We start from the raw sequence: 24,879 nt of genomic DNA on the forward strand, positions 1-24,879 counted from the left end.
GCGCGCTCGCGGCGGCCGGTCCCCTCCTGCTCAGGCCCGGCGCCTGAAGGCGGTCATTGCGCGGGTATCGCGGCAAGGTCCGCATCGAGCGCATCCAGCGCGGCGTCGGTGAACTGGTCCGGCGCGAATTTCTGGATCGAGCGCAGGGTCATGCCCTTGGCCATGCCGATGCGCTGGTCCTCGCTGATGCCGGGGAAATGCCGGTCGATCAGTTCTCGTGCCGAGGGGTTGTCAAGCAGGTCGGCCAGCCTGGTGTCCCCGGTCGAGATCGCGGCGATAGCCGGCGTGTCGGCCTTGCGCTCGGCGTCGGCCGGTGCCGGTTCGAGTGGCGTGAAGCTGGCCGAAGGCGTCAGCTTGACGTGGAGTTCGGACAGGCCGCGAATGATGAAGCTCGGCTCGTAGTCGAGCGCGCGGGCGCCGGCGGGGCCGTGCCGGGCCTCGTCGATGTCGATATGCGCGGTGTGTTCGAGGAACTTCTCAAGGATGACACGGACTTCGGCCCGGGCCAGCGGCGCGCCCGCGCAGGTGTGGGCGCTTCGGCCGAAGGCGACGTGTTCCTTGATCCTGGGGCGGCCGAGGATGAAGGCTTCCGGCTGGTCCCAGCGCTTGGGATCGCGGTTGGCGGCGGCGATCGCCAGCAGCACCCTGGTTCCGGCCTTGACTGGCCGCCCGCCGATGCTGGTGTCGCGCCGGGCCAGCCGCGCGGTCTGCTTGGTGGAGCCTTCGAGGCGCAGCACTTCTTCCAGCAGTGCCGGAATCAACGACGGGTCGGCGCGGAGCCGGGCTTGCAGGCCCGGCTGATCGACGATGTAGCGCATCGCGTTGCTCAGCAGCTTGGCGCTGGTGTCCTGGCCCGCGCCGAACATGAACATGCCCAGCTTGACGATGTCGGCCGGATCGGGCCGGGTTCCGTCGGGATAAGTGGCATTGGCCAGTTCGCTCAGCACGTCCTCGCGCGGATGGGCCACCCGGTCGAAGACATAGCCGGCGAAGTAGGCGCCCATGACGGCGAACGGATGATCCGCCTCGTCCAGCGCCATGTCGCCTTCGAGGTTGCCGGGGCAGGGGGCTTCGCGGATCTTGTCCATGAACATCTGGCGATCCTCGTTCGGCACGCCGAGCAGGTCGGCCACCACCCAGGTCACGAACGGGGTGGCGATCTCATCGACCAGGTCGATCGCGCCTTTCGCCACCGCGCCGCGCACCATGCGATCGGCGAAATCGGCCATATAGGCTTCGTTCGCCTTGAGCCGCGAAGGCGTGAACAGCGTGTTGACGAGCGCGCGCATGTTGGTGTGCGGCTTGTCGTCCAGATTGACCAGCAGGTCACCGCCGTGGAAGGCATGGCGGTGTTGCTCGATCTGGTCGGTGATGTCGCTTCCCTCGGGCGTGAAGGGCAAGGGCAAGGCGGCGCCCTGCAGCCCGATGATCGCCGAGAAATCGGCCGAGTTGCGCATCACTTCGAGCAGTTCCTCGAAGCCTGTCACGATCAGGAAGTCGCGGCCTTCGGGCTGGTAGACCGGCCCGTGCTCGCGCACCGCCTCGAAATAGGCGTAAGGGTCCTTGAGGATCTGGTAATCGGTGAAATAGTCGCGGTCGGCCAGTTGGGTCATGTCAAAGCGCCTCGAATGGGAGTGCCGCCGGTGCCGGCAGGCGGGCTGGGATAAGGGGCCGGTCAGTCGTCCTGCGCCAGTGTGACGCGCATTCCGTCGAGTTGCGGCGTGAAGCGGATCTGGCAGGACAGGCGGGAATTCGCGTCCCGATCCGCAGAGCCGTCCAGCAGGTCGTTCTCATCCGCGCCCATCGCGTCGATCAGGCCGGCGAAGGCGGGATCGACGTGGACATGGCACGTCGCGCACGAACAGCAGCCGCCGCACAGCGCCAGCATTTCATCGAAACCGGCATCGCGGATCACTTCCATGACCGTGAGCCCCGGCCCTGCCGCGACCGCGCGCTCCGCTCCCGAACGGTCGACAATGACGAGAGATGGCATGAGATACTCCTGCAGACGTCTCGCAAGTCTGTGAGACATTGTGGCTCATATCTGTGCGAGGGTGGGCGCGTCAACGGGGAATTCGCGCCGCGCATGGCCAGCGCGCCGGATCGCCCGCGAAGGCGTCGCGGGGATGACCGAGGCGAATTGTCATGCGATCAGGGGAATGGCGGAGAGTTCGGGACGAAGTTCGAATTCTGAGCCAAGGGCCGCGACTGCGGCCCGGGCTTTCGCCCGCCCCAGCGGAGGCAATGAGCGAAGCGAATTTGCCGCGAGCGAAAATATGGCGGAGACGCCGGGATTCGAACCCGGGGTGCCCCCTTAAGGGCACGACGGTTTAGCAAACCGCTGGTTTCAGCCACTCACCCACGTCTCCGGTTCGCGGCCTGCGAGCGCCGGGCTATAGCGATGGTGTTCAGGAGCGGCAAGGGCCTGCGAGGGGCGGTGGCGATGTTTTGCGTTCGTCTTGCAGATGCGGGCTTTTGCCGCGCTCGGGATTCGGCTGGCCGCAAAACGGACTCGCTCTGTCGACCGTTCATTGCGGGGTCAGGCCCGCTGGATTCTTTAAGGGGGCCGGTCTTGTGCGATCGGAAGCCGCGCGGGCCACTGCGCCTGATGGCGGTTGCGTGGAGGATCCTCGGGAAAATGCTAGTCCGCAAGAACAACTCGCTCGTGGCAAAGGCGCTGGCGCTGCTGGCCGCCTTCGCGCTGTCCGCGCCGGCGCTGGCGCAAGTGCGTCCGGTCGATCCCGACGCGGCGGCGATCGACGGGGACCTGTCGAGCCGTACCAGCGCGCCGGCGCCGGTGGCCTCCCCGGCACCCGCGCCGTCGATCTCCGTCGGTGCCGATCCCGTCGCCGGCAACGGAACGCCAACCGAATCGGCCAGCGGCGTGGAGAACTGGCAAGCGCGCGATCTCGGTGCGGACGGCACGGCCACCACGGCCAGCCAGCAGACCTATCGCAAGGACGATCTGATCGGCGCGGCCGAAGGCGTGTTCGGCAAGGGCGCCGAAGGGCTCGCCGGCGTGATCGAGGATCTGCTGCGCAAGCAGGGCGAGCCGAATGGTTATATCATCGGCCGCGAAGGTTCGGGCGCGATCGCCTTCGGCCTGCGCTATGGCTCGGGCACGCTGCATCACAAGGTGGAAGGCACCCGGCCGGTCTACTGGACCGGGCCCTCGCTGGGCTTCGATGTCGGGCTGAACGCGGGCAATGCCTTTGTGCTGGTCTACAATCTCTACGATACCGAAGACCTCTACCACCGCTATGCGGCGGGCGAGGGGCAGGCCTATCTCGTCGGCGGCTTCAATGTCAGCTACTTGCGGCGCGGCGATGTGGTGCTGATCCCGGTGCGCATGGGCGCCGGCGTGCGGCTGGGCGCGAACATCGGCTACATGAAGTTCTCGCACGACCAGAAGTGGCTGCCGTTCTGACGGAGTGAGGGCGGGGCGCTGGTCCATCCGGTCGCCGCGGGCGAGCCAAACCCACCCACCACCTTGCACGCCACCGGCCCCGGCGCTAAGGCCCGCGCGCCATGCTTACCAACCTCCAGCAACAGCCCGCCGACGCGCTTCTTGCGCTGATCAAGCTCCACAACGCGGACCCGCGGCCCGACAAGATCGACCTGGGCGTCGGCGTCTATCGCACCGGGCAGGGCGAAACCCCCGTGTTCGGCGCGATCAAGGCGGCGGAGCGCAAGCTGGTGGAAGAGCAGGATTCCAAGGCCTATCTCGGCCCCGAGGGCGATATGGGCTTTGTCGAGGCGCTGATGCCTTATGTCTTCGGCAAGGACAGCCCCGACATGGGTGGCCGGATCGAGGGGATGCAGGCGCCCGGTGGCACCGGCTCGCTGCGCCTGGCGCTGGCGCTGGCGCGCCGCGCGAACGTGAAGCGGATCATTGTCGGCGTGCCGAGCTGGCCGAACCACGCGCAGATCTGCGCCGATCTCGGGCTCGAGGTGGTCGAGTTCAACCATGCGCGGGCCGACGGCACGGTGGACATGGATGCCTTGCGCGCCGCGCTGGCGGGCGCCGGCGCCGAGGACGCGATCCTGCTGCACGGCTGCTGCCACAACCCCACCGGCATCGATTATTCGCCCGGCGACTGGGACGAGATCGCCGGCCTGGTGTCCGAAGCCAAGATCCTGCCGATCATCGATCTGGCCTATCAGGGGCTGGGCATGGGCATGGACGAGGATGCCTATGGCCTGCGCCGCGTGCTGGTCGCGGTGCCCGAGGCGCTGGTGTGCTATTCGTGCGACAAGAACTTCGGCCTCTATCGCGATCGCGTCGGCGCGTTCTACGTGATGGCGGCCGAGCCGGCGGATTTGCCCCGGATCATGTCGAACGCCCACGCGCTGGCCCGCGCCAACTGGTCGCAGCCGCCCGATCACGGCGCCGCCGCGGTGCGGTTGGTGCTGGAGGACGAGACGCTCACCGCGCAGTGGCTCGACGAGCTGGACCAGATGCGTGAGCGGATGCGCCAGGTGCGCGCCCGGCTGGCCGCCGCCGGCAAGGCCGGCACGGTCGATCTCGCGCCGATGGGCGGGCAGAACGGGCTGTTCTCGATCGTGCCGCTCAGCAAGGAGCAGGTGCTCGAAATGCGCGAGAAGCATGGCATCTACATGGCCGGTTCGGGCCGCATCAACATCGCCGGGCTGACCGCGGGCAATATCGACAAGTTCATCGCCGCCGTCGCCGCCGTGGCCGCCTGACGGCGGGCGGGCAACGGTGGATCGCCAGGCGACGCTGGAGGGCGAGCGGCTGCTGCTGCGCCCGTTGCGCCATGACGATTGGGATGCGCTGTTCGCCGTCGCGTCGGACCCGGAGATCTGGGCGCGCCACCCTTCGCACGATCGCTGGCAGGAGCCGGTGTTCCGCGTGTTCTTCGCCGAGGCCATGGCCGGCGGCAGCGCCTACGCGGTGATCGACAAGGCGAGCGGCGCGGTGATCGGCTCCTCGCGCTATGGCGCGCCGGAGGCGGGAGCGGCTGGTGAGATCGAGATCGGCTGGTCGTTCCTGGCGCGCGCCTTCTGGGGGCGCGGCTACAATGCCGAGTTCAAGCGGCTGATGCTCGCCCATGCGCTGGCGCATTACCGGCGGGTGATCTTCCAGGTGGGCGCGGACAACGTGATCTCGCGCAAGGCGATGGCGAACATCGGCGGCGAGCTGACCGACCGTGCGCGCCGCTATGAACGCTGTGGCGTGATGGTGGACCATGTGATCTATGCGATCACGCGCGAAAGCTTCGCGGCGGGGCCGCTGGCGGGTTGAAGCCGGGCCGCCGCGCGCGGGTGGCGAACCTCAGCCGCGCAGGCTCTGCATCCGCTGGAGATAGCGCGCCAGCACGTCGATCTCCAGATTGACCTTGTCGCCCGCCGCCAGCGCGCCGAGCGTGGTGACTTCGGCGGTGTGCGGAATGATGTTGACCGCGAAGTGGCATGTGCCGTCCGGCTGGTCGGCCACTTCGTTCACCGTCAGCGAAACGCCGTCCACCGTGATCGAGCCCTTGGGGGCGAGGTAGGGCGCCAGCTCCGCGCCGATGGCAAAGCCGATCCGGCGCGAATCGCCTTCAGGGCACAGGCCCAGGACTTCGCCCACGCCATCGACATGGCCGGTGACGATGTGCCCGCCCAGCTCATCGCCCAGCCGCAGCGCCGGTTCGAGATTGAGGCGCGTGCCTTCCTCCCAGCGGCCCGGCACCGTGCGCGCGACCGATTCGGCCGAGATATCGACCGCGAACCATGCGTCGCCCGCCACGCCGCCCTTGTCGACGACGGTCAGGCACACGCCCGAACAGGCGATCGAGGCGCCGATGGCGATCGTCGCGGGATCGAACGGGCACGCGATCACCGCGCGCAGATCGCCCGTCTTGCGCGCTTCGCGGATCGTGCCGATGGCGGTGACTATTCCGGTGAACATGGGATGCGCGTGTAGACTTCGAGCGTGTCGCTGCCAAGCGGGTGCTGTGCATCCCGCCGCCATTGCCCGTGCGCCCGCGCCAGCGCGGCAAGGCCGAAATCGGCCAGCGCGGGCCGGCCGCCGCCGATCAGGATCGGCGCGCGGTACAGCAGCAGGCGATCGACCAGCCCGGCGCGCAGGAAGGCGGCGGCGGCATCCGCCCCGCCCTCGACGAAAAGATACTGCACGCCCGCCATCCCGGCGATCGCCTCGGGCGAGGGCAGGGCGCGCCATCCCGTTGGCGCTTCGCCGCGCGTCAGCACCCAGCGTTCGGGGGCGCGGGCCTGCAGGCCGGGCAGGCGCACGTCGAGCCGGGGGGCGTCGCCGCGCAGCGTGGCGCCGCCCACCAGGATCGCGTCGGCCCGCGCGCGCATCGCGTGGACATGCGCGCGCGCGGCCTCGCCGGTGATCCACTGGCTCTCGCCGTTCGCCAGCGCGATGCAGCCGTCAAGCGACATGGCAAGCTTGAGGGTGACTTCGGGGCGGCCAAGGCGCTTTTGCGTCAGGTAGCCGGACAGGCTGGCTTCGGCTTGCGGCGAGGCCAGCAGGTCGAGCGCGATTCCCGCCGCGCGGATGCGGGCGATGCCGCTGCCGGCGGTGCGGGGATCGGGATCGCCGCAGCCGACGACGACGCGGGCCAGCCCCGATGCCGCGACCAGATCGGCGCAGGCCGGCCCGCGCTCGGAGCGGTGCGCGCAAGGTTCGAGCGTGACGTAGAGCGTGGCGCCGCGCGCCGCCTCGCCGGCGGCGGCCAGCGCGACAGCTTCGGCATGGGGGCGCCCGCCGGGCCGGGTCCAGCCCCGCGCGACAACCTTGCCGTCCCTGACCACGATCGCGCCGACGGCGGGATTGGGGCGGCTCAGCGGACGGGCGCGCGCGGCCAGGCTGGCGGCGGCGGCCAGCCAGCGGGCATCGTCATTCACGCGCGGCTTGCGCCTTTTGCTGCGCCGCGTTGGCCGCCGCGCGCCGTTTCGCGATCGCATCGCGCTCGGCCTGTTCCTCGGCGGCGCGTTCGGCATCGGCTTCGCGCGCGATCTTGTCGACATCCATGCCCGACCAGCGGCCGATCGACTTGTAGATGGCGCGCACTTCCTCGTCGCGCTTGGCCTGCTCGCGCGCGAAGGCTTCCTTGCGCTTCTGGTTCTCGATGTTCGAGGCGATGATTTCCGCGTCGGTGCGGTGCGCGGGGAACACGGTGATATAGGTCACTTTGGGCGGCAGGTGCGGTGCCTTGGCTTCCTGCGTGCTCATCAGGTAGAACACCGCGAAAGTGCAGGCGGCCGAGATCGCGGCGAAGCGCCAGCGGTTGCGGCCGGCCTGCCGCCAGACTTCGCGGAAGTCGGCGATCATGCCGGTGGGATTGACGTCCTGCCAGTAACCGGAGCGTTTGAAGAGGCTCATGCGCGCTAGATAGAGCCTTGCGCGGCGGAGCGCCAGCCCGCGGAGCTTGAAGCGCTGAACTCGGACTCTAGCCCAGCGGGTGGTAAAGCCCGCGCCCCTCGCGCTTCAGCCAGTGGTTGGCCTCGGCGATGTCGCCTTCGAACAGCCGCGCCAGCGCGGCGTGGAACGCGGGCGAGTGATCGAAATGGACGAGATGGGCCACTTCATGCGCGACGACCGAGCGGCGGACGAAATCGGGTGCCATGATCAGCCGCCAGTTGATGCGGATCGTGCCGTCGGGCGCGCAGCTTCCCCAGCGGCGCTGCGCGTTGGACAGCGCCAGGGCGGACACCGGCCGGCCGGCGCGCGCGCAGTATTCGGCAAGGTCGGCGGCGAGCAGCTCGCGCGCCTCGCCATGCAGCCAGCGGCGCAGGCGCGCGGCGAGCGCGGTTTCCGGGCCGCCGATGCGGATCGTGCCGGCCTCCACCACCGGGCGGCGCGGCGCGGCGGGATCATGGCGCAGCGCCAGCGCCTCGCCCCGGAAGCGCAGCACGCCGCCCGTGCCCAGCGGCTCGGCGCGGGGCAGCGCGGCCAGCTGGCGTGCGATCCATTCGCGGCGCGATTCGGCAAAGGCCAGCGCATCGGCGGCGCGGCCCCAGCGCGGGATCGAGATGCGCACCTCGCTGCCGTCGGGCGCCAGCCGCATGGTCATGCGCCGGGCCTGTGCGAGCCGGCGCACCACCACCGGCAAGCGCCGGTCGCCGATCTCGATCGCCGGTTCCGCGCGCGGATCGCGGCGCAGCCATTCGAGCATCGCGGTCACGCCTCGCCGGCTTCGTCGCGGGCCCCGTCGTCCTCGTCCTCGTCATCCTCGCCGGGCCAGACGATGTGGTGCTCCAGCGGGCCGGCCACGGTCTCGCTCACCACCTTGCCGATCACCGAGATACCGGCCGCGTGCACCGCCGCGCGGTCTCCGCACACCAGGTAATGCCATGGGGGCAAGGGCTCGCCATGGGCGCGCAGGCGATAGGCGCATGTCCGGGGCAGCCATTCCAGGCTGGCCGCATTGCGCGGGGTCAGGCGCATGCAATCGGGCACGTAAGTGCGGCGGTGGCGATAGTCGCTGCATTGCGCGGTCCTGAGGTCGAGCAGCTTGCAGGCGACATTGGTGTTATAGAATTCGCCGGTATCGGCATCTTCCAGCTTGTGCAGGCAGCACTGGCCGCAGCCGTCGCACAGCGCTTCCCATTCGGCGCGATCGAGCAGTTCGATCGGACGCTCCCAGAACGGGGCGGGGGTTTCTACTTCACCCATTTTTCCAGTTCGGCGGCAACCGCCGCACCCTTGTCGGCAACGCCCTTGTCCACCGGCAGCATCGCCAGCGGCTTGCCTTCGGGGTCCATCAGGTAGGCGATGCGGCTGTGATCCATCAGGTATCCGCCCGTGGTGTCCTTGCCCTTGGCGTAATAGACGGCGAAGGCCTTGGCCGCGCCGGCGACTTGCTCGGGCGTGCCGGTGAGCCCCAGCAGGCGCGGCGAGAAGGCCGCGGTCCACTGGCCGACCACCGCGGGCGTATCGCGCCGCGGATCGATCGAGATGAAGATCGGCTGGACTTTCGCCGCCTCGCCGGGATGCGCCTGGGCAAAGCGGTTGAAGCCCATCATCATGGCCTGGACATCGAACGGGCAGGCATCCGGGCAGAAGGTGTAGCCGAAATAGACGATGCGGTATTTTCCGGCGAAATCCTGCCAGCGCACCGTCTTGCCATCCTTGTCGACCAGCGTGAACGGTCCGCCGATCGCGGCGCCTTCGAGCGGGGGGCGCTGGGCCGGGGCGGTGGGCGCGCCGCCCGATCCGCAGGCGGTGAGCGCAAGCGGCAGCAGGGGCAGCAGCAGCGCGGCAAGAGTGCGGTGGTAGGTCATGGCGTGGCGGTTCATGCTCTGCTAAGCGCCCGTATGCAAGGTGGCCGCGCGGCGAAGTGCGCGCTGGTGAGCAACAGGCGAAAGGGTTGGCAAGGTGATGATGCGGCGGGTTTCCTGGATGAAGGCCCTGGCGCGGGTCGTCCTGCCGGTTCTGGTGGGCATGGCGTGCCTGGCCAGCCCGGCGCAGGCCCAGTTTTCCGACGGGTACAAGTTCCTCGACGCGGTGCGCAAGAAAGAGGGGCAGAAGGTGGAGGACGCGCTCAACGAGCCGGGCACCACGATCATCAACACGCGCGACGTGTCGAACGGGGAAACCGCGTTGCACATCGTCACGCAGCGGCGCGACCTGACCTGGCTGCAATATCTCGCCGGGCGCGGGGCCAACGTCAACGCGCGCGACGGGCGCGGGCAGACGCCGCTGCAGATCGCCACGAGCCTGGGCTGGCGCGAAGGGGTGGAATACCTCGTGGGCCGCAAGGCCAAGCTGGACGAGACGAACAACGCTGGCGAAACGCCGCTGATCAGCGCGGTGCACCAGCGCGATACCGCACTGATGCGCATCCTGCTCGAAGCCGGCGCCGATCCTGACCGGGCGGACAATTCGGGCCGCAGCGCGCGCGACTATGCCAAGCTGGACGGCAAGGGCAGCGCCTTGCTCCAGGCGATCGACACATACGCGAAGAAGGGCGCCAAGGCGGCCTCGCAAGCAACTTACGGCCCGGTGTTCTAGGCCGATGGCGCCGGGGGAAAGCCAGCCGCGCGAGGATCGGACGCTGGACGCGATCCGCGAACGCCTCGCGCCCGCGATCGCCGCCGCCGCCGTGTTCGACGGCTGGAGCGCGGACGCGGTGAAGCAGGCGGCCGATGCCACCGGCGTCGATGCCGATGTCGCCGCCTATGCCTTCCGGGGTGGCGCGATGGAGATGATCGGGGCGTGGATCGGCCACCTCGATGTCGCGATGGCGATCGCCTTTCCGCCCGAACAGCTGGCCACGCTGCCGGTGCGCGAACGGATCCGCCGGCTGGTGCGGTTTCGGCTCGATGCGCAGATCGGGCTGGAGGAAGCGCTTTCGCGCGCGCTGGCGACGATGGCGCTGCCGCGCAACGCGGCGCGGGCGGCCCGGCTCGGCTGGCGCAGCGCCGATCGCATGTGGCGGCTCGCGGGCGATACCGCCACCGATTACAACCACTATACCAAGCGCGCGATCCTGGCTGCGATCTACGCCGCGACGCTGAGCGTGTTCGCCAGCGACGAGAGCGAGGGCAAGGCCGAGACATGGGCCTTCCTCGACCGGCGGATCGCGGGGATCATGCGGTTCGAAAAGACCAAGGCCGCGCTGCTGCGCCGGCCTGAAGAGCGCTTCAGCATGGCGCGTTTCCTGGGCCGGCTGCGCTATCCGGCGAATTGACGCCCATCAATGACGGCCGCATGGGTTATTGCGAATTAGTTGCAAGGCCCCGTGTAATCTGGCAGCGCGATTCCCATGACTCTCGATATGCTTCCCGCCGATCGGCCCGCCCGTATCGTTGCCGTTGACTGGCCGAGTCTCGTGCAGGAGGAGGCTGGCCGCCTGCGCGCGCTCGGGCTGGAGGAAGGGGCCAAGGTCTCGGTCTCGCATCGCGGCGTGTTCGGCGGGCGCGATCCGATCGCGGTCGCGGTCGGGCGGATGACGGTGGCGCTGCGCCGCGCCCACGCCGCCGCGATGCAGGTGGAAGAGCTGTGAGCCGCCAGCGCAAGGTCGCCCTCGTCGGCAATCCGAATGCGGGCAAGAGCGCGCTGTTCAACGCGCTCACCGGCGCGCGGCAGAAGATCGCCAATTATCCGGGCGTCACGGTGGAGCGCAAATCGGGCCGGATGGTGCTGCCCACAGGCGAGCCGGTGGAGATGACCGACCTGCCCGGCGCCTATGCGCTCGATCCCACCAGCCCGGACGAGGAAGTGACCAGCAAGGTCATTCGCGGCCAGTTCGTGGGAGAGGCGGAGCCGGATGCGCTGGTGGTGGTGCTCGATGCCTCGAACCTCGAACAGCACCTGGTCTTCGCGCAGGAAGTGATCGCGCTGGGCAAGCCCACCGTCGTCGCGCTCAACATGGTCGATCTGGCCGAGCGGGACGGGCTGGTGCTCGATCCCACGATTCTCGAAGAGGAACTGGGCGTGCGCGTGGTGCCCACCGTGGCGGTGCGCCGGCGCGGCCTGGCCGAGCTGGCCGAAGCGCTGGCCCAGGCGGAAACGCGCCATCCGGGGCCGGGGCAGACCGCGCTGGGGCTGACCGAGCGGCGCGTGGCCGCCCATGCGATGGCCGAAGGCGCGATCCTGTCCGAATCGAAGCGCCACCGGCTGCACGCCCGGCTCGATCGGCTGCTGCTCCATCCCTGGGTGGGGCCGCTGATCCTGTTCGCGCTGCTGTTCGTGGTGTTCCAGGCGGTGTTCGCCTGGGCGACGCCGTTCGCCGATGCGCTGGAAGCTGCCGTCGGCTGGCTCACCGGCGTCGTGCTCGAGATCGTCCCGCCCAGCCTCGCGCGCGATCTCTTGACCGACGGCATCCTGGCCGGCGTCGGTTCGGTCGTGGTGTTCCTGCCGCAGATCATCATCCTGTTCGCCTTCATCTTGGCGATGGAAGCGTCCGGCTACATGGCGCGCGCGGCTTTCCTGATGGACCGGATGATGGCCGGCGTCGGCCTGTCGGGCCGCAGCTTCATCCCGCTGCTGTCCAGCTTCGCCTGCGCCATTCCGGGCATCATGGCGACGCGCAGCATCGCCGATCCCAGGGACCGGCTGACCACGATCCTGATCGCTCCGCTGATGACCTGTTCGGCGCGGCTGCCCGTCTATGCGGTGATCATCGCCGCCTTCATTCCCCAGCGCACGGTCGGACTGGGCATCGGCCTGCAGGGGCTGGTGCTGTTCGGGCTCTATGTGATCGGCATCGTCGGCGCGATGCTGGCGGCGCTGGTGCTGCGCCGTTCGCTGACCAAAGGCGCGGCCAGCGGCTTCATCATGGAACTGCCCAAGTACCAGCTTCCGCGCCTGCGCGATCTGGCGATCGGCCTGTGGCAGCGCGCGTGGATCTTCCTGCGCCGCGCCGGCACGATCATCTTCACGGTGACGGTGGTGCTCTGGATCCTGCTCAACTTCCCGCGCGCCGAGCCGGGGCAGGACCAGGTCGACGCCTCGATCGCCGGGCATCTCGCCAATGGCCTGGCCGTGGTGGTGCGGCCGATCGGCTTCAACCGCGATATCGCGCTGTCGCTGATCCCGGCGATGGCCGCCCGCGAAGTGGCGGTGTCCTCGCTCGCGACCAGCTATGCCGTTTCGAACGACGACGAGAACGCGCAGGCGATGGCGCTGACCGACCGGCTCAAGGCGAGCTGGAGCCTGCCGACCGCGCTGGCCTTCCTGGCCTGGTTCGTCTTCGCGCCGCAGTGCATGTCGACCATCGCCGTCACCCGCCGCGAAACGAATGGGTGGAAATGGCCGGCGTTCATGTTGGCTTACCTGTTCGGGCTCGCCTATATCTTCGCCGGAATCACCTACTGGAGCGCGGTCGCGCTCGGATTGTAGGTTCCCGCGAAGAGAGGAATTCATGGCAGGCAGCGTCAACAAGGTCATTCTTATCGGCAATCTCGGCGCCGATCCCGAGGTGAAGTCGTTCCAGAACGGCGGGCGCATCGCCAACTTGCGGATCGCCACGTCGGAAAGCTGGAAGGACCGCCAGACCGGCGAGCGCAAGGAGCGCACCGAGTGGCACACCGTGGTGCTGCAGTCCGACGGGCTGGTCGGCGTGGCCGAGCGTTACCTGCGCAAGGGTTCCAAGGTCTATATCGAAGGCCAGCTGCGCACTCGCAAATGGCAGGACCAGTCCGGCCAGGATCGCTATACCACCGAAATCTCGGTCGGCGGCATCGGCGGTGTGCTGACCATGCTGGACGGCGCGCCCGGTGCCGGTGGTGCCGGCGGGGGCGGCGGCGCGCGTGGCGGCTTTGGCGGCGGCGGTGGCCGTTCCTCGGGCGGTGACGACTGGGGCGGTTCGAGCGGTTCGTCCGGCGGCGCGGGCGGTTCCTCGTCAGGTGGCGGCGACTGGGGCCGCACCGGCGGCGGTGGCGGCCTTGGCGACGACCTGGACGACGATATCCCGTTCTGAGAGGTTGTCGGGAAATGCGCGGAAGAGCGCATTTCCTGGCGGCACCGGCCCGCGCCCCCACCCGGCGTCCCATCGGAATGACACGCTGTGGGAGGCCGGGCGGGGGCAGGTGCCGCCATGCGCCGATGGCGCATCAGTAAACCCGCTCCGCGCGCCCTATTCCTTCGGCTGCAATCCCTTGAGCACCGCGAACGGGCTGTTGTCTTCCGGGGCGACGATGCCGGCCTTGCGCCGGGCTTCGTCCGCGTTCGGCCCGGTCAGGAACGGGTCGATCGCCAGTGCCAGGCTTTGCGCGACGGCTTCGCCGATGTCGCAATGGGTGCCGGCATATTCGATCTCGTCGCAGTCCTCGGCATCCAGCTCGATTTCCTCGTCCGGCAGGTGGCCGCTTGCCTCGGGCACGAAGCGGAAGGCGAAGTCCTCCGCCACCGCGACGGGCAGATCCTCGGCCGAGACCGCGCAGCTCTGGACGATGTCGGCGCTGAGCCGGCCCGTGGCATCGACCGTGCGGTCGCGCCGCGACAGCGAGACCCGGGCTTCCAGCCGATCGATCCGCACCAGCCCGAAGCGCCGGGCCAGCGCCGCGCGTTCGGAGGCATCGGCCGCGATATGCATGTCCTTGCCGTCGGCCTGCCGGATATCGATCGGGCGCGAGAATTCGGGCGTCGTCACCGCGCGATCCTTGCGGCCAGCAGATCCTCGTCGCTCGCCGCGTCAAGCTGGCCGGCCAGGGCCAGCACCGCGGCGGCCAGCCTGTCCTTGTCCGCGCCCGCGATCAGCGTGACATTGCGTTCGAGCACCGGCACCAGCGCCTCGCGGCCTTGCGCCAGCGCTTCGCGCAGCACGCCGATGCGCCCGCCCAGCACGCCCATCAGCTTGCCCATGCGCTTGCCGACCACGAGATCGCCCACGCCGCTCTGGCGCAACTGGCCGTCCATATCGTCAACGAACAGCTCGGTCAGCCGCACTGAATGGGCGATCAGCGTCTTGTCGCGCTCCATGCGCAGCATCACCAGCGCCAGCACCAGCGTCACCGCGTCGAACCGGCCGGGCACCGTATCGGCCACGCCGCATTCGGCATACCAGGCTTTCTCGCGCGCGATCTCCACCGTGCGATGCCACAGCGGGCGGACCGTCGCGCGGTCGTCACGCTTGGCGAAGAGGCGAGTCAGGAATGTCACGGGGATGGGCGACCTTTCGTTCAGCGGCAATTCAATCGGGCGGCCCCAACGCCATTGCGCGAGGCGGCACGGGGCCCTAAGGCTCCATGCCGATATATGGGCGGCGTACCCTCTGGCAATATGGCCATTCCCAATATGGTCATTCGGGGGCGCGCGCCGGGTTTGGAGTATTCGGATGCGCATCAACGGTCAAAAGGCATGGGCGGCGGGCCTGGCGCTGGGGCTTGCGGTGCTGGCCGGCGGCTGCACCTCCATCCGGGACCATCGCGGCTATATCGTCGATTCCATGCTGATCGACGCGGTCCAGCCGGGCATCGACAATCGCACCTCGGTGGAACGCACGCTGGGCCGCCCCACTTTCGTCAGCCAGTTCGGCCAGCAGGACTGGTACTACGTTTCGCAGAACGTCCGCACGCCGCCGTTCAGCCGGCCGCGCACCGCCTCGCAGATGGTGATGCGCGTGCGCTTCGATCCGGCCGGCAATGTCACCGGGGTCGACAAGCGCGGCGTGGAGCAGGTCGCGCGGATCGGCCCTGAAGGCGACAAGACGCCGACGCTGGGCCGCCATCGCAGCTTCCTTGAGGATCTGTTCGGCAATGTCGGCTCGGTGGGGGCCGGCGGCATGGGCCAGACGCCGACCGGGCCGGGGCCGAACGGAAGCTAGCGTCAGGATCCGGGGTCAAGACCTGGGCCGCCCCGGCTTGAACCGCGCTCGGCGCGGCATATATCCCGCGCATGGATAACAACGGGGCGAGCCACGGCCTTCTCCAGTGGCACGGAACCACCATCATCGGCGTGAAGAAGGGCGGCAGGACCGTCATCGCCGGTGACGGGCAGGTCACGATGGGCAACACGGTGATGAAGCCCAACGCGCGCAAGGTGCGCCGCATCGGCAAGGGCGAGTCGGTGATCGCCGGTTTCGCCGGCGCCACCGCCGATGCCTTCACGCTGTTCGAGCGGCTGGAAAAGAAGCTGGAGCAGTATTCCGGGCAATTGACCCGCGCGGCGGTGGAACTCGCCAAGGACTGGCGCACCGACAAGTACTTGCGCAATCTGGAAGCGCTGATGATCGTCGCCGATGCAGAGACGATGCTGGTCATCACCGGCAATGGCGACGTGCTGGAGCCCGAAGGCGGCATCGCCGCGATCGGCTCTGGCGGCAACTATGCGCTGTCCGCCGCGCGCGCGCTGACCGATTACGAGGACGATGCCGAACGGATCGCGCGCCGCGCGATGCAGGTGGCGGCCGAAGTCTGCGTCTTCACCAACGACCGCGTGACCGTGGAAACGGTTTGACCCGATAAAGCCCTCGCCCCTTCAGGGGAGAGGGTTGGGAGAGGGGAACGCGCCAAGCCGCCCCCCTCTCAACTTCGACTGGCCCGCGATGCGGGAAAGTCTGCGTATCTCTCCCCTGGCCGGGGAGAGAGCATCGAGAAAAGAATGAACGACAACCTGACTCCCAAGGCGATCGTCGCCGCGCTCGACGAGCACATCATCGGCCAGACCGAGGCCAAGCGCGCGGTCGCCGTGGCGTTGCGCAATCGCTGGCGCCGCCAGCGCCTGTCCGATGACTTGCGCGACGAAGTGACGCCCAAGAACATCCTGATGATCGGCCCCACCGGCTGCGGCAAGACCGAGATCAGCCGCCGCCTCGCCCGGCTGGCCGACGCGCCCTTCGTCAAGGTGGAAGCCACCAAGTTCACCGAGGTCGGCTATGTCGGCCGCGATGTCGAGCAGATCGCGCGCGATCTGGTCGAGGAAGCGATCCGGCTGGAAAAGGACCGGCGCCGCGAATCGGTGAAGGACGCCGCGTCCAAGGCGGCGATGGAGCGCCTGCTCAACGCGCTGGTGGGCGACAATGCCTCCGAAGCCACGCGCGAGAGCTTCCGCGCGCGCATCCGCGATCGCTCGATGGACGCGACCGAGGTGGAGATCGAGGTGGAGGACAGCCCCTCCATGCCGATGGAGATCCCCGGCATGGGCGGCTCGGTCGGCATGATCAACCTGTCGGACATCATGGGCAAGGCCTTCGGCCAGCAGAAGCTCAAGCGCCGCAAGCTGCGCGTGCCTGAAGCCTGGGAAAAGCTGCTGGAGGAGGAATCCGAAAAGCGCATGGACCAGGACGATGTCGCGCGCGTCGCGCTGGCCAATGCCGAGACCAACGGCATCGTCTTTCTTGACGAGATCGACAAGATCGCGGTGTCCGACGTGCGCGGTGGCTCGGTCAGCCGCGAGGGCGTGCAGCGCGATCTGCTGCCGCTGATCGAGGGCACCACGGTTTCGACCAAGTACGGCCCGATGAAGACCGACCATGTGCTGTTCATCGCTAGCGGCGCGTTCCATATCGCCAAGCCTTCGGACATGCTGCCCGAACTGCAGGGCCGCCTGCCGATCCGCGTCGAGCTGAAGGCGCTGAGCGAGGAGGACTTCGTGCGGATTCTTTCCGAGACCCGCGCGAACCTGGTGGCGCAGTACAAGGCGCTGCTCGGCACCGAGCAAGTGACGGTGGAATTCGGCGCCGACGCGGTGCGCGAAGTCGCCCGGATCGCCGCGCAAGTGAACGAAAGCGTCGAGAACATCGGCGCGCGCCGCTTGCAGACGGTGATGGAAAAGCTGCTGGAAGAGCTGAGCTTCGAGGCCGAGGACCGTGTGGGCGAAACCGTGACGATCGACGCGGCCTATGTGCGCGACCGGCTGGCGAGCCTGGCGGGTGACAGCGACTTGTCGAAGTATATCCTTTGATACTTGGGGGAGGGGCGCCAACGCGCTAGACCTCTCCCATGTCCATCCCGCCCGACGATCGCCCCGTGTACCGCCTGCTTACCGGCAAGGACGACCGCGCCTTTTGCGAGCGGGTGTCCGAAGCGCTGGAACAGGGCTGGCGGCTCTATGGCTCGCCCACGATCAGCTGGGACACGGCCGAAAACTGCATGAAGGCGGCGCAGGCCGTGGTGTGGAAGGACGCGGACGTCGTGAAGTCCTGAGATTCGCGGCCTGGCGCCTCGCGCCGGGCCCTTACTTCGGTTCCTTCCGCTCCGCTTCGACAATCGCGAAGGAGCCGGGCTCGACTTCCATCGCATCCTGCCCCAGCGTGAAGAACACCGCCATCTCGCCGATCGGGCGCCAGAACGACATCGCGTCTTCGTCCAGCCCATAAGGGCCGCAAGCGGCGCGGGGGCCATCGGCGGTGGCGCCTGCGGCGGTGCTGACATCCACCACCAGCGCATCGGCGGGCCAGCCCTCGACACCGGCGGGGCGGACGTCGCAATCGCGCGCCTGCGCCGGGTTGCCGATCGCGGCGCGGGCGAAATTGCGAATCGCGTTCTTCGCGTCGGGATCGGCCCCGATCACGCTGGCGGCGCGTTCGTTCTTGCGGGCATCGCCGGCCAGCGCCGATTTCACGTAAGTCAGCTGGGCGCGCCGCTTGCCGCCCGAGAAGGCGAGCGTGGTGGTCACGCCCTTGCAGCTCAGCGCGCGGTAGATCAGCCATTCTTCATCGGGCAGCGCGGTTTCGTTGACCACCCATGCGCAGCCCGGCGGCGTGGGCACCTCGGCGGCCGGATAGTCCATGTAATTGACCGCGCGGCTCACGCAGATGCCGCTGCCGGCCAGGCGCGGGCCATCGTCGGAGCAGTGCCCCTCGCCGCTTCGGGTGACGATGCCGTTGTCGGTCGGCGCGGGGCCGGGCGCCTGCGATGCGGGGCCGGTGGTCTCCCCGAAGGGATCGGCCTGGTCACAGGCGGACACCGCCAGCGCGATCAGCGCCGTGGCCAGAATCAGTCGTGACACGTATTTTACCTTTATCCGGCGCTCTGGCCCGAGCTTGGGCCCTTATTCGGCCGCTTCGCCGAGTTCTTCCGCGTCCGCTGCCTGCCGTGCCCACATTTCGGCATAAAGTCCATCGCGGCGCAGCAGCGCGGCATGGCTGCCGCTTTCGGCAAGCCGGCCATCCTGCAGGACCAGGATGCGATCGGCGTCCGCCACGGTGGAGAGCCGGTGCGCGATCGAGATGCTGGTGCGGTTGGCCGAAACACGGTGCAGCGTGGCCAGGATGTCCTGCTCGGTGCGGGTGTCGAGCGCGCTGGTCGCTTCGTCGAGCAGCAGGATCGGCGGGTTCTTGACCAGCGTGCGCGCGATGGCGACGCGCTGCTTCTCGCCGCCCGAAAGCTTCAGGCCGCGTTCGCCCACTTCGGTATCGAAGCCTTGCGGCAAGCGCTCGATCAGCCCCATCAGCGCGGCACCCTGCGCGGCCGCCTCGACATCGGCCGCGCTCGCGCAGTCGCGGCCATAGGCGATGTTGTAGCCGATCGATTCGTTGAACAGTACCGAGTCCTGCGGGACGATGCCGATCTGCGCGCGCAGCGAGGCTTGCGTCACCGCGCGGATATCCTGCCCGTCGATCAGGATGCGGCCGGATTGCGGATCGTAGAAGCGGAACAGCAGCCGCGCGATGGTGGACTTGCCCGCGCCCGACGGGCCGACAATGGCGAAATGCTGCCCCGCCGGCACTTCGAACGACAGGCCGTGCAGGATCGTGCGGTCCGGCTCATAGCCGAACACCACGTCCTCGAAGGCGACGCTCGGCCGCGCGATGACGAGCGCGGGGGCGCCGGGCGCATCCCTCACTTCGACATCGGTATCCATCAGCCGGAACATCTCGGCCATGTCGATCAGCCCTTGCCGGATCGTGCGATAGACGGTGCCCAGCATGTCAAGCGGGCGGAAAAGCTGCGTCAGGTACGTGTTGACGAAGACGAGATCGCCCACGCTCATCCGCCCTTGCGACCAGCCCCACACGGTATAGCCCATCGCGCCCGCCATCAGCAGGTTGACGATCACCGCCTGCGCGATGTTGAGCAGGCCCAGCGAGTTCTCCGACGTCACCGCCGCCTTGGCATAGGCGCTGGTCGCTTGCGAATAGCGCGCGATCTCGCGCGATTCGGCGTTGAAGTATTTCACCGTCTCGTAATTGAGCAGCGAATCGACCGCGCGCGACAGCGCCTGCCCGTCGAGCCGGTTCATCTTCTCGCGCAGCTTGGAACGCCATTCGGTGATCCAGCGCGTGATCGCGGCATAGGCGATCACGGAAACGGCCGTGGCGACGACCAGCCCCAGGCCGAAGTGGAAATAGAAGATCACCGCCACCGCGATCAGCTCGATCACCGTGGGCGCCAGGTTGAACAGCAGGAAATAGAGCATCACGTCGATGCTCTTGGTTCCGCGTTCGACCACCTTGGTCACTTCGCCGGTGCGGCGGCCCAGGTGGAAGCGCAGGCTGAGCTGGTGCAGCCGGCCGAACACGTCCTCGGCCAGCGCGCGCGTCGCTTCCTGCCCGACTCGCTCGAACACGATGTTGCGCAGGTTCTCGAACAGCACCGAGGCGAAGCGGCCCAGCGCATAGGCCAGCACGAAGGCCAGCGCGACGGTGAGCACCGGCCCGCCGCCCACGGTCATCGTATCGACCGCGCGCTTGTAGAAAAAAGGCAGGGCCAGCGTGATGCCCTTGGCCGCCAGGATCAGCCCGACCGATATGGCGACTCGCGCGCGCAGCCCCGCGTTGTCGGCCGGCCAGAGGTAGGGCAGGAAGCGGGCGACCGTGTGCCAGCCGTCATGGCGGGCGTTCGGATTGGGGGCGACGGTTTCGGGTGGCATGGCCCTTAATGTAAGCCGCGCGCGGAAAAGCGAAAGGCAGGCCGGCGCGGCCATGCGTCCCAGGCCGGATTTCGGGCGCGCGTCTTATCCGTCAGAAATCCAGGGGCGGTATTCTCGGCGTCGATTTCTCGACGTCGAACATCACCCGGCGCGTATCGAAATCGATCGCGACGCGGTTGAACGCGCGCAGTTCGCGCATCCCCAGGAAGATCGCGGGGCGCTTTTCCAGATCGAGCTGGGCGAAAGCGGGGGTATCGGCGAAGGCCAGCAGGATGTTGTTGATGTTGAGACCGGCGATCCGCAGCTCGCGCGCGAAGCCGACGTCGGCCACCAGCGTCTGGCCGGTGACGCTGGCCAGCGTCGCCTGCCCGAACCGCTTCTCGCGCAGCGCGCGCTGCAAGGCCCGGTTGGCCACCGTGACGCTGGCGCCGGTATCGATCACCACGTTGGTGCGGACCCCGTCGATCATCGCGTCGGTCATGATGAGCTGGCCCGACTTGCGCCGCGCGCGCACCACGATCTCATAGCCGCGATTGCCGCCCAGCGTCCTGGCATCGCCGATGGCGATGGTATCGCGCGCGAAATCGAGCAGCACGCGCCGGTCCTGCAGGCTGTCGGTGCCGACGATGCCGTCAGCGCCCATGTGCTGGTCTTCCAGCAGCGGCACGGTGAGGCCGAACAGCGTCTGTTCGCCAAAGGCCATCTGCCCGACTTGCGCGGTGGCGACATGGTCCGATCCGGCGATGCCGATCACCCGCACGGTCGGCCCGGGCGCCAGCTTGAGATTGCTGGCCAGCGCGCTCGAGACGATGGTGCGCTGCGATCCGGTGTCGATCAGGAAACGGTATGGTCCGCTGCCTTCGACCGCGACGGGAACGGTCATCCGTTCGTGCCCGTCGTCGCGCGTCTGGATGATGTCCTGCGGCTCGCTTTCCCCGGTCAGCGGCACCTGATCGGCGCCCAGAATCACGGGGTCGGCGATCAGCAAGGCAAGCGCTGCGGCAATTCCCGACATCGGTTCTCTCCCTCCCACGTGGCATCGTGGCCGGGGGAGAGCGCAGATTACACCCTGAAGATGCTTTCGTCACGAACCGAGATCGGTTCGGGCAGGGTTATTGCCGCCGGCATGGTCAGGAAGAAAGGATCGTGCGCGGTCGCGACCTTGCGGATGAACCAGGCCTCGCTCTCGGCGATGGCGTGGCGGTCGCCCGCATCGAGCAGGCGCGGGCTCGACTGGCCGGGTGGGAAACGGATGAAGCGGCGGTGGCCGGCCAGCCTTGCCGGAAAGGCCTGGGCGATGATCGTGGGCACGACGTGCTCGTCCGAACAGACCGTGCCCCACAGCCGCGTCGAGGCCAGGAGGCGCGGCAACTCGCGCGCCAGCAGCGCCAGCGCGTCGGCCGGCAGCGACCACCATTGCGAGCCGTAGTGCCAGCGCCCGTAAGGCAGCGATCGGCGCGCGCCGATCGCCGCGCGTGCCGCATCGAGCCAGCGGGCCAGGCGGCGCAGCTCCCACGTCACCGCATAGGCGCGGGCATCGCGCCGGGGATCGAGCCGCAGCCAGGGCGTATCGAAGCGGAACGTTTCCATCCGCTCCTCGTGATGGCCGGGGATGGCCTCGACATGGCAGAGCCCGCCGCTGCTGGCGAGCTGCGCTGCCAGGTCGGCGCGCGTCACGGCGGGCCAGTCCGCCCCGCTGATCAGGTGGGCATAGTCGCAGCCGGTGCCGGCGGCATCGCGCACCAGCCGGGCGATCGCCTCCACCTGGCTCATGTGGCCCCAGCGCACCGCGACCGGATCGGCGATCACGCGCACGCGCCCGGACGGATCGGCCGGCCGCCGGCGCAGCGCCTGCCACAGCGCCGATCGCTTGTCGGCATGGACGATGGCCACGTCGGGCGATGCCGGCGGCACCAGCACGGACAGCAGCGCGTCCAGCTGCGCTGCGTTCTCGTGCGCCAGGATCAGGTAGGCCATCCGCATCGCCCGGGCCCCGGTCAGTGCAGCGCGGCCAGCCGCCGGCCGATGACGCGTATCACCGGCAGCGAGGCGGCGAGCCCCAGCAAGTCGTCGAGCGCCGGGTGGCGGACGATGAACAGCGTCGCGAACCAGCCGGCCACGCCCAGCGCCACCGCGACCAGGAGTACGGGAAACGTGATCGTCGCGGGCGGCATCCAGAAGAGATAGGCCAGCGCCAGCGGCGTTACCGCCACCAGCGTGGCCGCGCCGCTGCGCGCATAGATCGCCAGCAGCGCCCGCGCGTCGAAGCCGACGAGGCGGTGGATGAAGCGCGCATAGAGGCACAGCCACGCCGCGCCGTAGATCAGCCGCGAAGCCGCCGCGCCTTCGACGCCCCACAGGCAGCCGATCGCGAGCAGCGATATCGACAGCAGCGTATCGACCAGGTTGAGCGCCAGCAGCCGGTTGAGCTTGCCCAGCAGGATCGGCAAGTCGATCACCAGCGGCAGCGCGACGAGCATCAGCTCGGTAAGCGCGATCATCGCCAGCAGCGGCGCCACGCCCATCCACAGCTCGCCATAGAGCAGCCGCACGATCGGCTCTGACGCCAGCGCCAGCCCGGTCATCCCCGGCCAGATCACCGCCGAATAGCCGGCGCAGACCCGCAGGTAAGCGGGGCCGAGCGGCTCGCCCCGGTCCCGCATACGCGCGAAGGCGGGATACATCACGCTGCCGATGGCGCCCGAGATCAATTGGCGGAACTGGTCGGAAAGGCTCGTGGCGCGGCTGTAGAGGCCGACGGCGGTCAGCGTCAGCAGCTTGCCGACGATGAGGTCCGGCGTGCGCGTGCCGAGCGCGCCGGACAGATAGAGCACGCTGGAACGCGTGCCGAAGCTCAGCACTTCGCGCAGGCTGTCGAAGCGCAGCGGCCAGGGCGGGGCGGGGCGCAGCGCCTGCGCGATCAGGCCGCGCCCGATGCCCGCCGCAACCGTGGCCCAGGCCAGCGCGAAGGACGAAAAGCCCAGCGCGGCGAGCGTCAGCGCGACGCCGGCCTGGATCGCCGCCGCGCCGACATTGACGGCGGCAAGCCGGTGGAACTGCATGGTCCGGGCCATCAGCGCCATCGGCACGACCGAAAGCGGCAGGAACAGATAGCTCGCCGCGATGATCGCGAGGATCGGGCCGAGATCTGGCTGCCGGTAGGTCGCGGCCATCGGCCAGGCGAGCGCGGCGATGGCGGCCGCGATGGCGAGCGAGAACAGCAGCGCCACCGAACTGCAGCGGCGCACTTCGTCCCGATCCAGCTCGGCGAGCCCGGAGATATAGCGTGACAGCCCGAAGTCCTGCAGGATCGCGACCAGCAGCGCCGCCGCCAGCGCGATCGAGAACAGCCCGACTTCCGCCGGCGCCATGAAGAAGCGCGAGATGATCACCGAGCTGGCGAACTGGATGGCGAAGGAGGCGTATTGCGCCACCATGGCCCAGACCGCCGCGCCGCGCACGCTCATCGCCGTCTCCTCAGCGGGTGGCCGGGGCGCTTCGGGCGGCGGTGGGGACGTGTCCATGCGGTTCAGCCCATGGCCAGCGTGGCGGCCAGCCGCGCCGCGCGCACCGGCTCGCCGAAGCGCACGAGCCGGGCGACGACGCGCCACATCCCGTCGCGCCGCCCGCCCTCGCGCAGATAGCGGCAGAGCAGGTCGAAACCGTCATCGCGCAGGCTGGCACGCGAATAGAGCAGGCCGGGCGCGACTCTGGCGCGCACTTGGCGGGCGATGCCCTCGCGGCCGAACAGCGCGTCGAGCTCGTCGATGGGGGGCAGCCGCTCCAGATTCGCGGTCGGGTCCGGGCGCCCGGCAAGGCGCTCGCGATAGGCAAGGTAGGAAACGGCGGCGCCGATCTGCTGTTCGGTGGCGTGCCGGCTGGAAACCTGGTTTTCGTAATGGCGGTAGCGCATCAGCCGTTCGGGAATGCTGCACAGCTTGGTCACGCTCGCGAGGCGCAGCCACAGGTCGTAGTCCTCGCAGTGGCGGAAGGCGGCGTGATAATCGCCGACCGACCGCACGACCTCGCGCCGGAACATCGCGGCGGGATGGCAGATCAGTGGCGATCCGGTCTCGATCGCGCGAAGGAAGCCTTCGTGGCTGGTCGGGTGATCGTTGCCCGAAAGCGAATAGGGGGCGCCGGCCTCGTCGATGTCCTCGGTCCAGGTGCCGACCACGCCGTAGTCGGGATGATCGGCCAGGAAGGCGATCTGCTTCTCGAAGCGCTGCGGCCGGCAGATGTCGTCCGCGTCCATGCGCGCGATGATCGGCGCGCGGGCGCGGGCCAGCATCTCGTTGAGGCTGGCGATCAGGCCACGGTTCTCGCGGATGATCGGGCGGATGCGGGAATCGCGATCCGCATAGTGGTGCACGATGTCCGGGGTGGCATCGCGCGAGCCATCATCGAGAATCAGGAATTCGAAATCGCCGAATCCCTGCGCGAGCACGCTCTCGATGGATTCGGCAAGGAAGCGCTCGCCATTGTAGACGCTCATTGCAACGCTGATCGCCGGTATCGTCATGCCTGCGTTTTGTCCCGGATTTCCTAGGGTTTTCGTCATACGTCCCGAGCCTTGGGCCCTACGCGAACAGGGTAAACAAACCATGATCCCGGGGCCCCGCGGGCAGGCGCGATTCGACCGCCGGGAT

The 24,879-nt window shown here is 68.7% G+C and carries 28 protein-coding genes and 1 tRNA gene; 12 read left to right on the plus strand and 17 right to left on the minus strand.

The window, feature by feature from the left end; translation table 11 throughout:
* Positions 1–53 precede the first annotated feature (53 nt).
* From PYV00_RS15670 to PYV00_RS15680, 3 genes are all read right to left on the minus strand, one after another.
* Entirely contained in the window at positions 54–1,613 is a 1,560-nt protein-coding gene (locus PYV00_RS15670) for a cytochrome P450 (RefSeq protein WP_275229241.1), read from the minus strand.
* A 62-nt stretch (positions 1,614–1,675) separates the two neighbouring features.
* Entirely contained in the window at positions 1,676–1,993 is a 318-nt protein-coding gene (locus PYV00_RS15675; RefSeq protein WP_275229242.1) for a 2Fe-2S iron-sulfur cluster-binding protein, read from the minus strand.
* Positions 1,994–2,277: 284 nt separating this feature from the next.
* A tRNA-Ser gene (locus tag PYV00_RS15680) sits at positions 2,278–2,369 on the minus strand.
* Positions 2,370–2,638: 269 nt separating this feature from the next.
* On the opposite strand from PYV00_RS15680, the gene PYV00_RS15685 reads away from it, so the two are divergent.
* The 3 genes from PYV00_RS15685 to PYV00_RS15695 all read left to right on the plus strand — a co-directional run bounded on the left by PYV00_RS15685 (position 2,639) and on the right by PYV00_RS15695 (position 5,266).
* Complete coding sequence (locus PYV00_RS15685) at positions 2,639–3,427, plus strand: DUF1134 domain-containing protein (RefSeq protein ID WP_275229243.1); 789 nt, start codon at positions 2,639–2,641, stop codon at positions 3,425–3,427.
* A gap of 101 nt (positions 3,428–3,528) precedes the next feature.
* Positions 3,529–4,707, plus strand: coding sequence for an aromatic amino acid transaminase (locus PYV00_RS15690; RefSeq protein ID WP_275229244.1), 1,179 nt, complete (start codon positions 3,529–3,531; stop codon positions 4,705–4,707).
* Positions 4,708–4,723: 16 nt separating this feature from the next.
* Positions 4,724–5,266 (plus strand): GNAT family N-acetyltransferase, encoded by a 543-nt coding sequence (locus tag PYV00_RS15695; protein WP_275229245.1) that lies wholly within the window; start codon positions 4,724–4,726, stop codon positions 5,264–5,266.
* Positions 5,267–5,296: 30 nt separating this feature from the next.
* Here the strand turns inward: PYV00_RS15695 and PYV00_RS15700 are convergent, their stop codons facing one another.
* From PYV00_RS15700 to PYV00_RS15725, 6 genes are all read right to left on the minus strand, one after another.
* Positions 5,297–5,914 (minus strand): riboflavin synthase, encoded by a 618-nt coding sequence (locus tag PYV00_RS15700; RefSeq protein ID WP_275229246.1) that lies wholly within the window; start codon positions 5,912–5,914, stop codon positions 5,297–5,299.
* The gene (gene ribD, locus PYV00_RS15705) at positions 5,899–6,876 is read right to left on the minus strand and encodes a bifunctional diaminohydroxyphosphoribosylaminopyrimidine deaminase/5-amino-6-(5-phosphoribosylamino)uracil reductase RibD (RefSeq protein ID WP_275229247.1); all 978 of its coding nucleotides are present in this window, start codon (positions 6,874–6,876) and stop codon (positions 5,899–5,901) included. Before ribD ends, PYV00_RS15700 begins: the two co-directional genes overlap by 16 nt.
* Entirely contained in the window at positions 6,869–7,354 is a 486-nt protein-coding gene (locus tag PYV00_RS15710) for a hypothetical protein (protein WP_275229248.1), read from the minus strand. Before PYV00_RS15710 ends, ribD begins: the two co-directional genes overlap by 8 nt.
* A gap of 67 nt (positions 7,355–7,421) precedes the next feature.
* Complete coding sequence (locus PYV00_RS15715) at positions 7,422–8,147, minus strand: M48 family metallopeptidase (protein WP_275229249.1); 726 nt, start codon at positions 8,145–8,147, stop codon at positions 7,422–7,424.
* Positions 8,148–8,152: 5 nt separating this feature from the next.
* The gene (locus PYV00_RS15720; RefSeq protein WP_275229250.1) at positions 8,153–8,647 is read right to left on the minus strand and encodes a YcgN family cysteine cluster protein; all 495 of its coding nucleotides are present in this window, start codon (positions 8,645–8,647) and stop codon (positions 8,153–8,155) included.
* A complete protein-coding gene (locus tag PYV00_RS15725; RefSeq protein WP_275229251.1) occupies positions 8,635–9,270 on the minus strand; it encodes an SCO family protein in 636 nt (211 codons plus the stop codon). Before PYV00_RS15725 ends, PYV00_RS15720 begins: the two co-directional genes overlap by 13 nt.
* Positions 9,271–9,355: 85 nt before the next feature.
* On the opposite strand from PYV00_RS15725, the gene PYV00_RS15730 reads away from it, so the two are divergent.
* The 5 genes from PYV00_RS15730 (at position 9,356) to ssb (ending at position 13,397) form a co-directional block, all read left to right on the plus strand.
* A complete protein-coding gene (locus PYV00_RS15730; RefSeq protein WP_428981648.1) occupies positions 9,356–9,985 on the plus strand; it encodes an ankyrin repeat domain-containing protein in 630 nt (209 codons plus the stop codon).
* 4 nt (positions 9,986–9,989) lie between these two features.
* Positions 9,990–10,664 (plus strand): COQ9 family protein, encoded by a 675-nt coding sequence (locus tag PYV00_RS15735; RefSeq protein ID WP_275229252.1) that lies wholly within the window; start codon positions 9,990–9,992, stop codon positions 10,662–10,664.
* A gap of 75 nt (positions 10,665–10,739) precedes the next feature.
* Complete coding sequence (locus PYV00_RS15740; RefSeq protein WP_275229253.1) at positions 10,740–10,979, plus strand: FeoA family protein; 240 nt, start codon at positions 10,740–10,742, stop codon at positions 10,977–10,979.
* Complete coding sequence (gene feoB / locus PYV00_RS15745; RefSeq protein WP_275229254.1) at positions 10,976–12,817, plus strand: ferrous iron transporter B; 1,842 nt, start codon at positions 10,976–10,978, stop codon at positions 12,815–12,817. The genes PYV00_RS15740 and feoB overlap by 4 nt, the downstream gene beginning before the upstream one ends.
* A gap of 22 nt (positions 12,818–12,839) precedes the next feature.
* Positions 12,840–13,397, plus strand: a complete 558-nt coding sequence (gene ssb, locus PYV00_RS15750; protein WP_275229255.1) for a single-stranded DNA-binding protein — start codon at positions 12,840–12,842, stop codon at positions 13,395–13,397.
* Positions 13,398–13,553: 156 nt separating this feature from the next.
* On the opposite strand, the gene PYV00_RS15755 is transcribed toward ssb, so the two are convergent.
* Both PYV00_RS15755 and PYV00_RS15760 read right to left on the minus strand, forming a co-directional pair.
* Positions 13,554–14,069, minus strand: coding sequence for a YceD family protein (locus PYV00_RS15755; protein WP_275229256.1), 516 nt, complete (start codon positions 14,067–14,069; stop codon positions 13,554–13,556).
* Entirely contained in the window at positions 14,066–14,578 is a 513-nt protein-coding gene (locus PYV00_RS15760) for a ubiquinol-cytochrome C chaperone family protein (RefSeq protein WP_275229257.1), read from the minus strand. Before PYV00_RS15760 ends, PYV00_RS15755 begins: the two co-directional genes overlap by 4 nt.
* 175 nt (positions 14,579–14,753) lie before the next feature.
* Here PYV00_RS15760 and PYV00_RS15765 point away from each other — a divergent pair, with 175 nt between their 5' ends.
* From PYV00_RS15765 to PYV00_RS15780, 4 genes are all read left to right on the plus strand, one after another.
* Positions 14,754–15,242, plus strand: a complete 489-nt coding sequence (locus PYV00_RS15765) for an outer membrane protein assembly factor BamE (RefSeq protein ID WP_275229258.1) — start codon at positions 14,754–14,756, stop codon at positions 15,240–15,242.
* A gap of 71 nt (positions 15,243–15,313) precedes the next feature.
* Positions 15,314–15,874, plus strand: a complete 561-nt coding sequence (hslV, locus tag PYV00_RS15770; RefSeq protein ID WP_275229259.1) for an ATP-dependent protease subunit HslV — start codon at positions 15,314–15,316, stop codon at positions 15,872–15,874.
* A gap of 144 nt (positions 15,875–16,018) precedes the next feature.
* Positions 16,019–17,320 carry an ATP-dependent protease ATPase subunit HslU gene (gene hslU / locus PYV00_RS15775; protein ID WP_275229260.1) on the plus strand — a complete coding sequence of 434 codons (1,302 nt, stop codon included), beginning with the start codon at positions 16,019–16,021 and terminating at the stop codon, positions 17,318–17,320.
* 38 nt (positions 17,321–17,358) lie between these two features.
* Positions 17,359–17,562, plus strand: a complete 204-nt coding sequence (locus tag PYV00_RS15780) for a DUF1737 domain-containing protein (protein WP_275229261.1) — start codon at positions 17,359–17,361, stop codon at positions 17,560–17,562.
* Positions 17,563–17,593: 31 nt separating this feature from the next.
* Here the strand turns inward: PYV00_RS15780 and PYV00_RS15785 are convergent, their stop codons facing one another.
* The 6 genes from PYV00_RS15785 to PYV00_RS15810 form a co-directional block, all read right to left on the minus strand.
* Positions 17,594–18,367: a hypothetical protein gene (locus PYV00_RS15785; RefSeq protein ID WP_275229262.1), complete on the minus strand. Its 774-nt coding sequence runs from the start codon at positions 18,365–18,367 to the stop codon at positions 17,594–17,596.
* Positions 18,368–18,409: 42 nt separating this feature from the next.
* Positions 18,410–20,230, minus strand: coding sequence for an ABCB family ABC transporter ATP-binding protein/permease (locus PYV00_RS15790; RefSeq protein ID WP_275229263.1), 1,821 nt, complete (start codon positions 20,228–20,230; stop codon positions 18,410–18,412).
* A gap of 91 nt (positions 20,231–20,321) precedes the next feature.
* Positions 20,322–21,245, minus strand: coding sequence for a retroviral-like aspartic protease family protein (locus tag PYV00_RS15795; protein WP_275229264.1), 924 nt, complete (start codon positions 21,243–21,245; stop codon positions 20,322–20,324).
* Positions 21,246–21,292: 47 nt separating this feature from the next.
* Positions 21,293–22,207 carry a beta-1,6-N-acetylglucosaminyltransferase gene (locus PYV00_RS15800; protein WP_275229265.1) on the minus strand — a complete coding sequence of 305 codons (915 nt, stop codon included), beginning with the start codon at positions 22,205–22,207 and terminating at the stop codon, positions 21,293–21,295.
* A 20-nt stretch (positions 22,208–22,227) separates the two neighbouring features.
* On the minus strand, positions 22,228–23,697 hold the full coding sequence (locus PYV00_RS15805; RefSeq protein WP_275229266.1) for an oligosaccharide flippase family protein: 1,470 nt from the start codon (positions 23,695–23,697) through the stop codon (positions 22,228–22,230).
* Positions 23,698–23,759: 62 nt separating this feature from the next.
* Entirely contained in the window at positions 23,760–24,791 is a 1,032-nt protein-coding gene (locus PYV00_RS15810; protein WP_342803818.1) for a glycosyltransferase, read from the minus strand.
* Positions 24,792–24,879 lie beyond the last annotated feature (88 nt).

Source organism: Novosphingobium album (ex Liu et al. 2023) (assembly GCF_029076845.1).
Lineage (GTDB): Bacteria > Pseudomonadota > Alphaproteobacteria > Sphingomonadales > Sphingomonadaceae > Novosphingobium.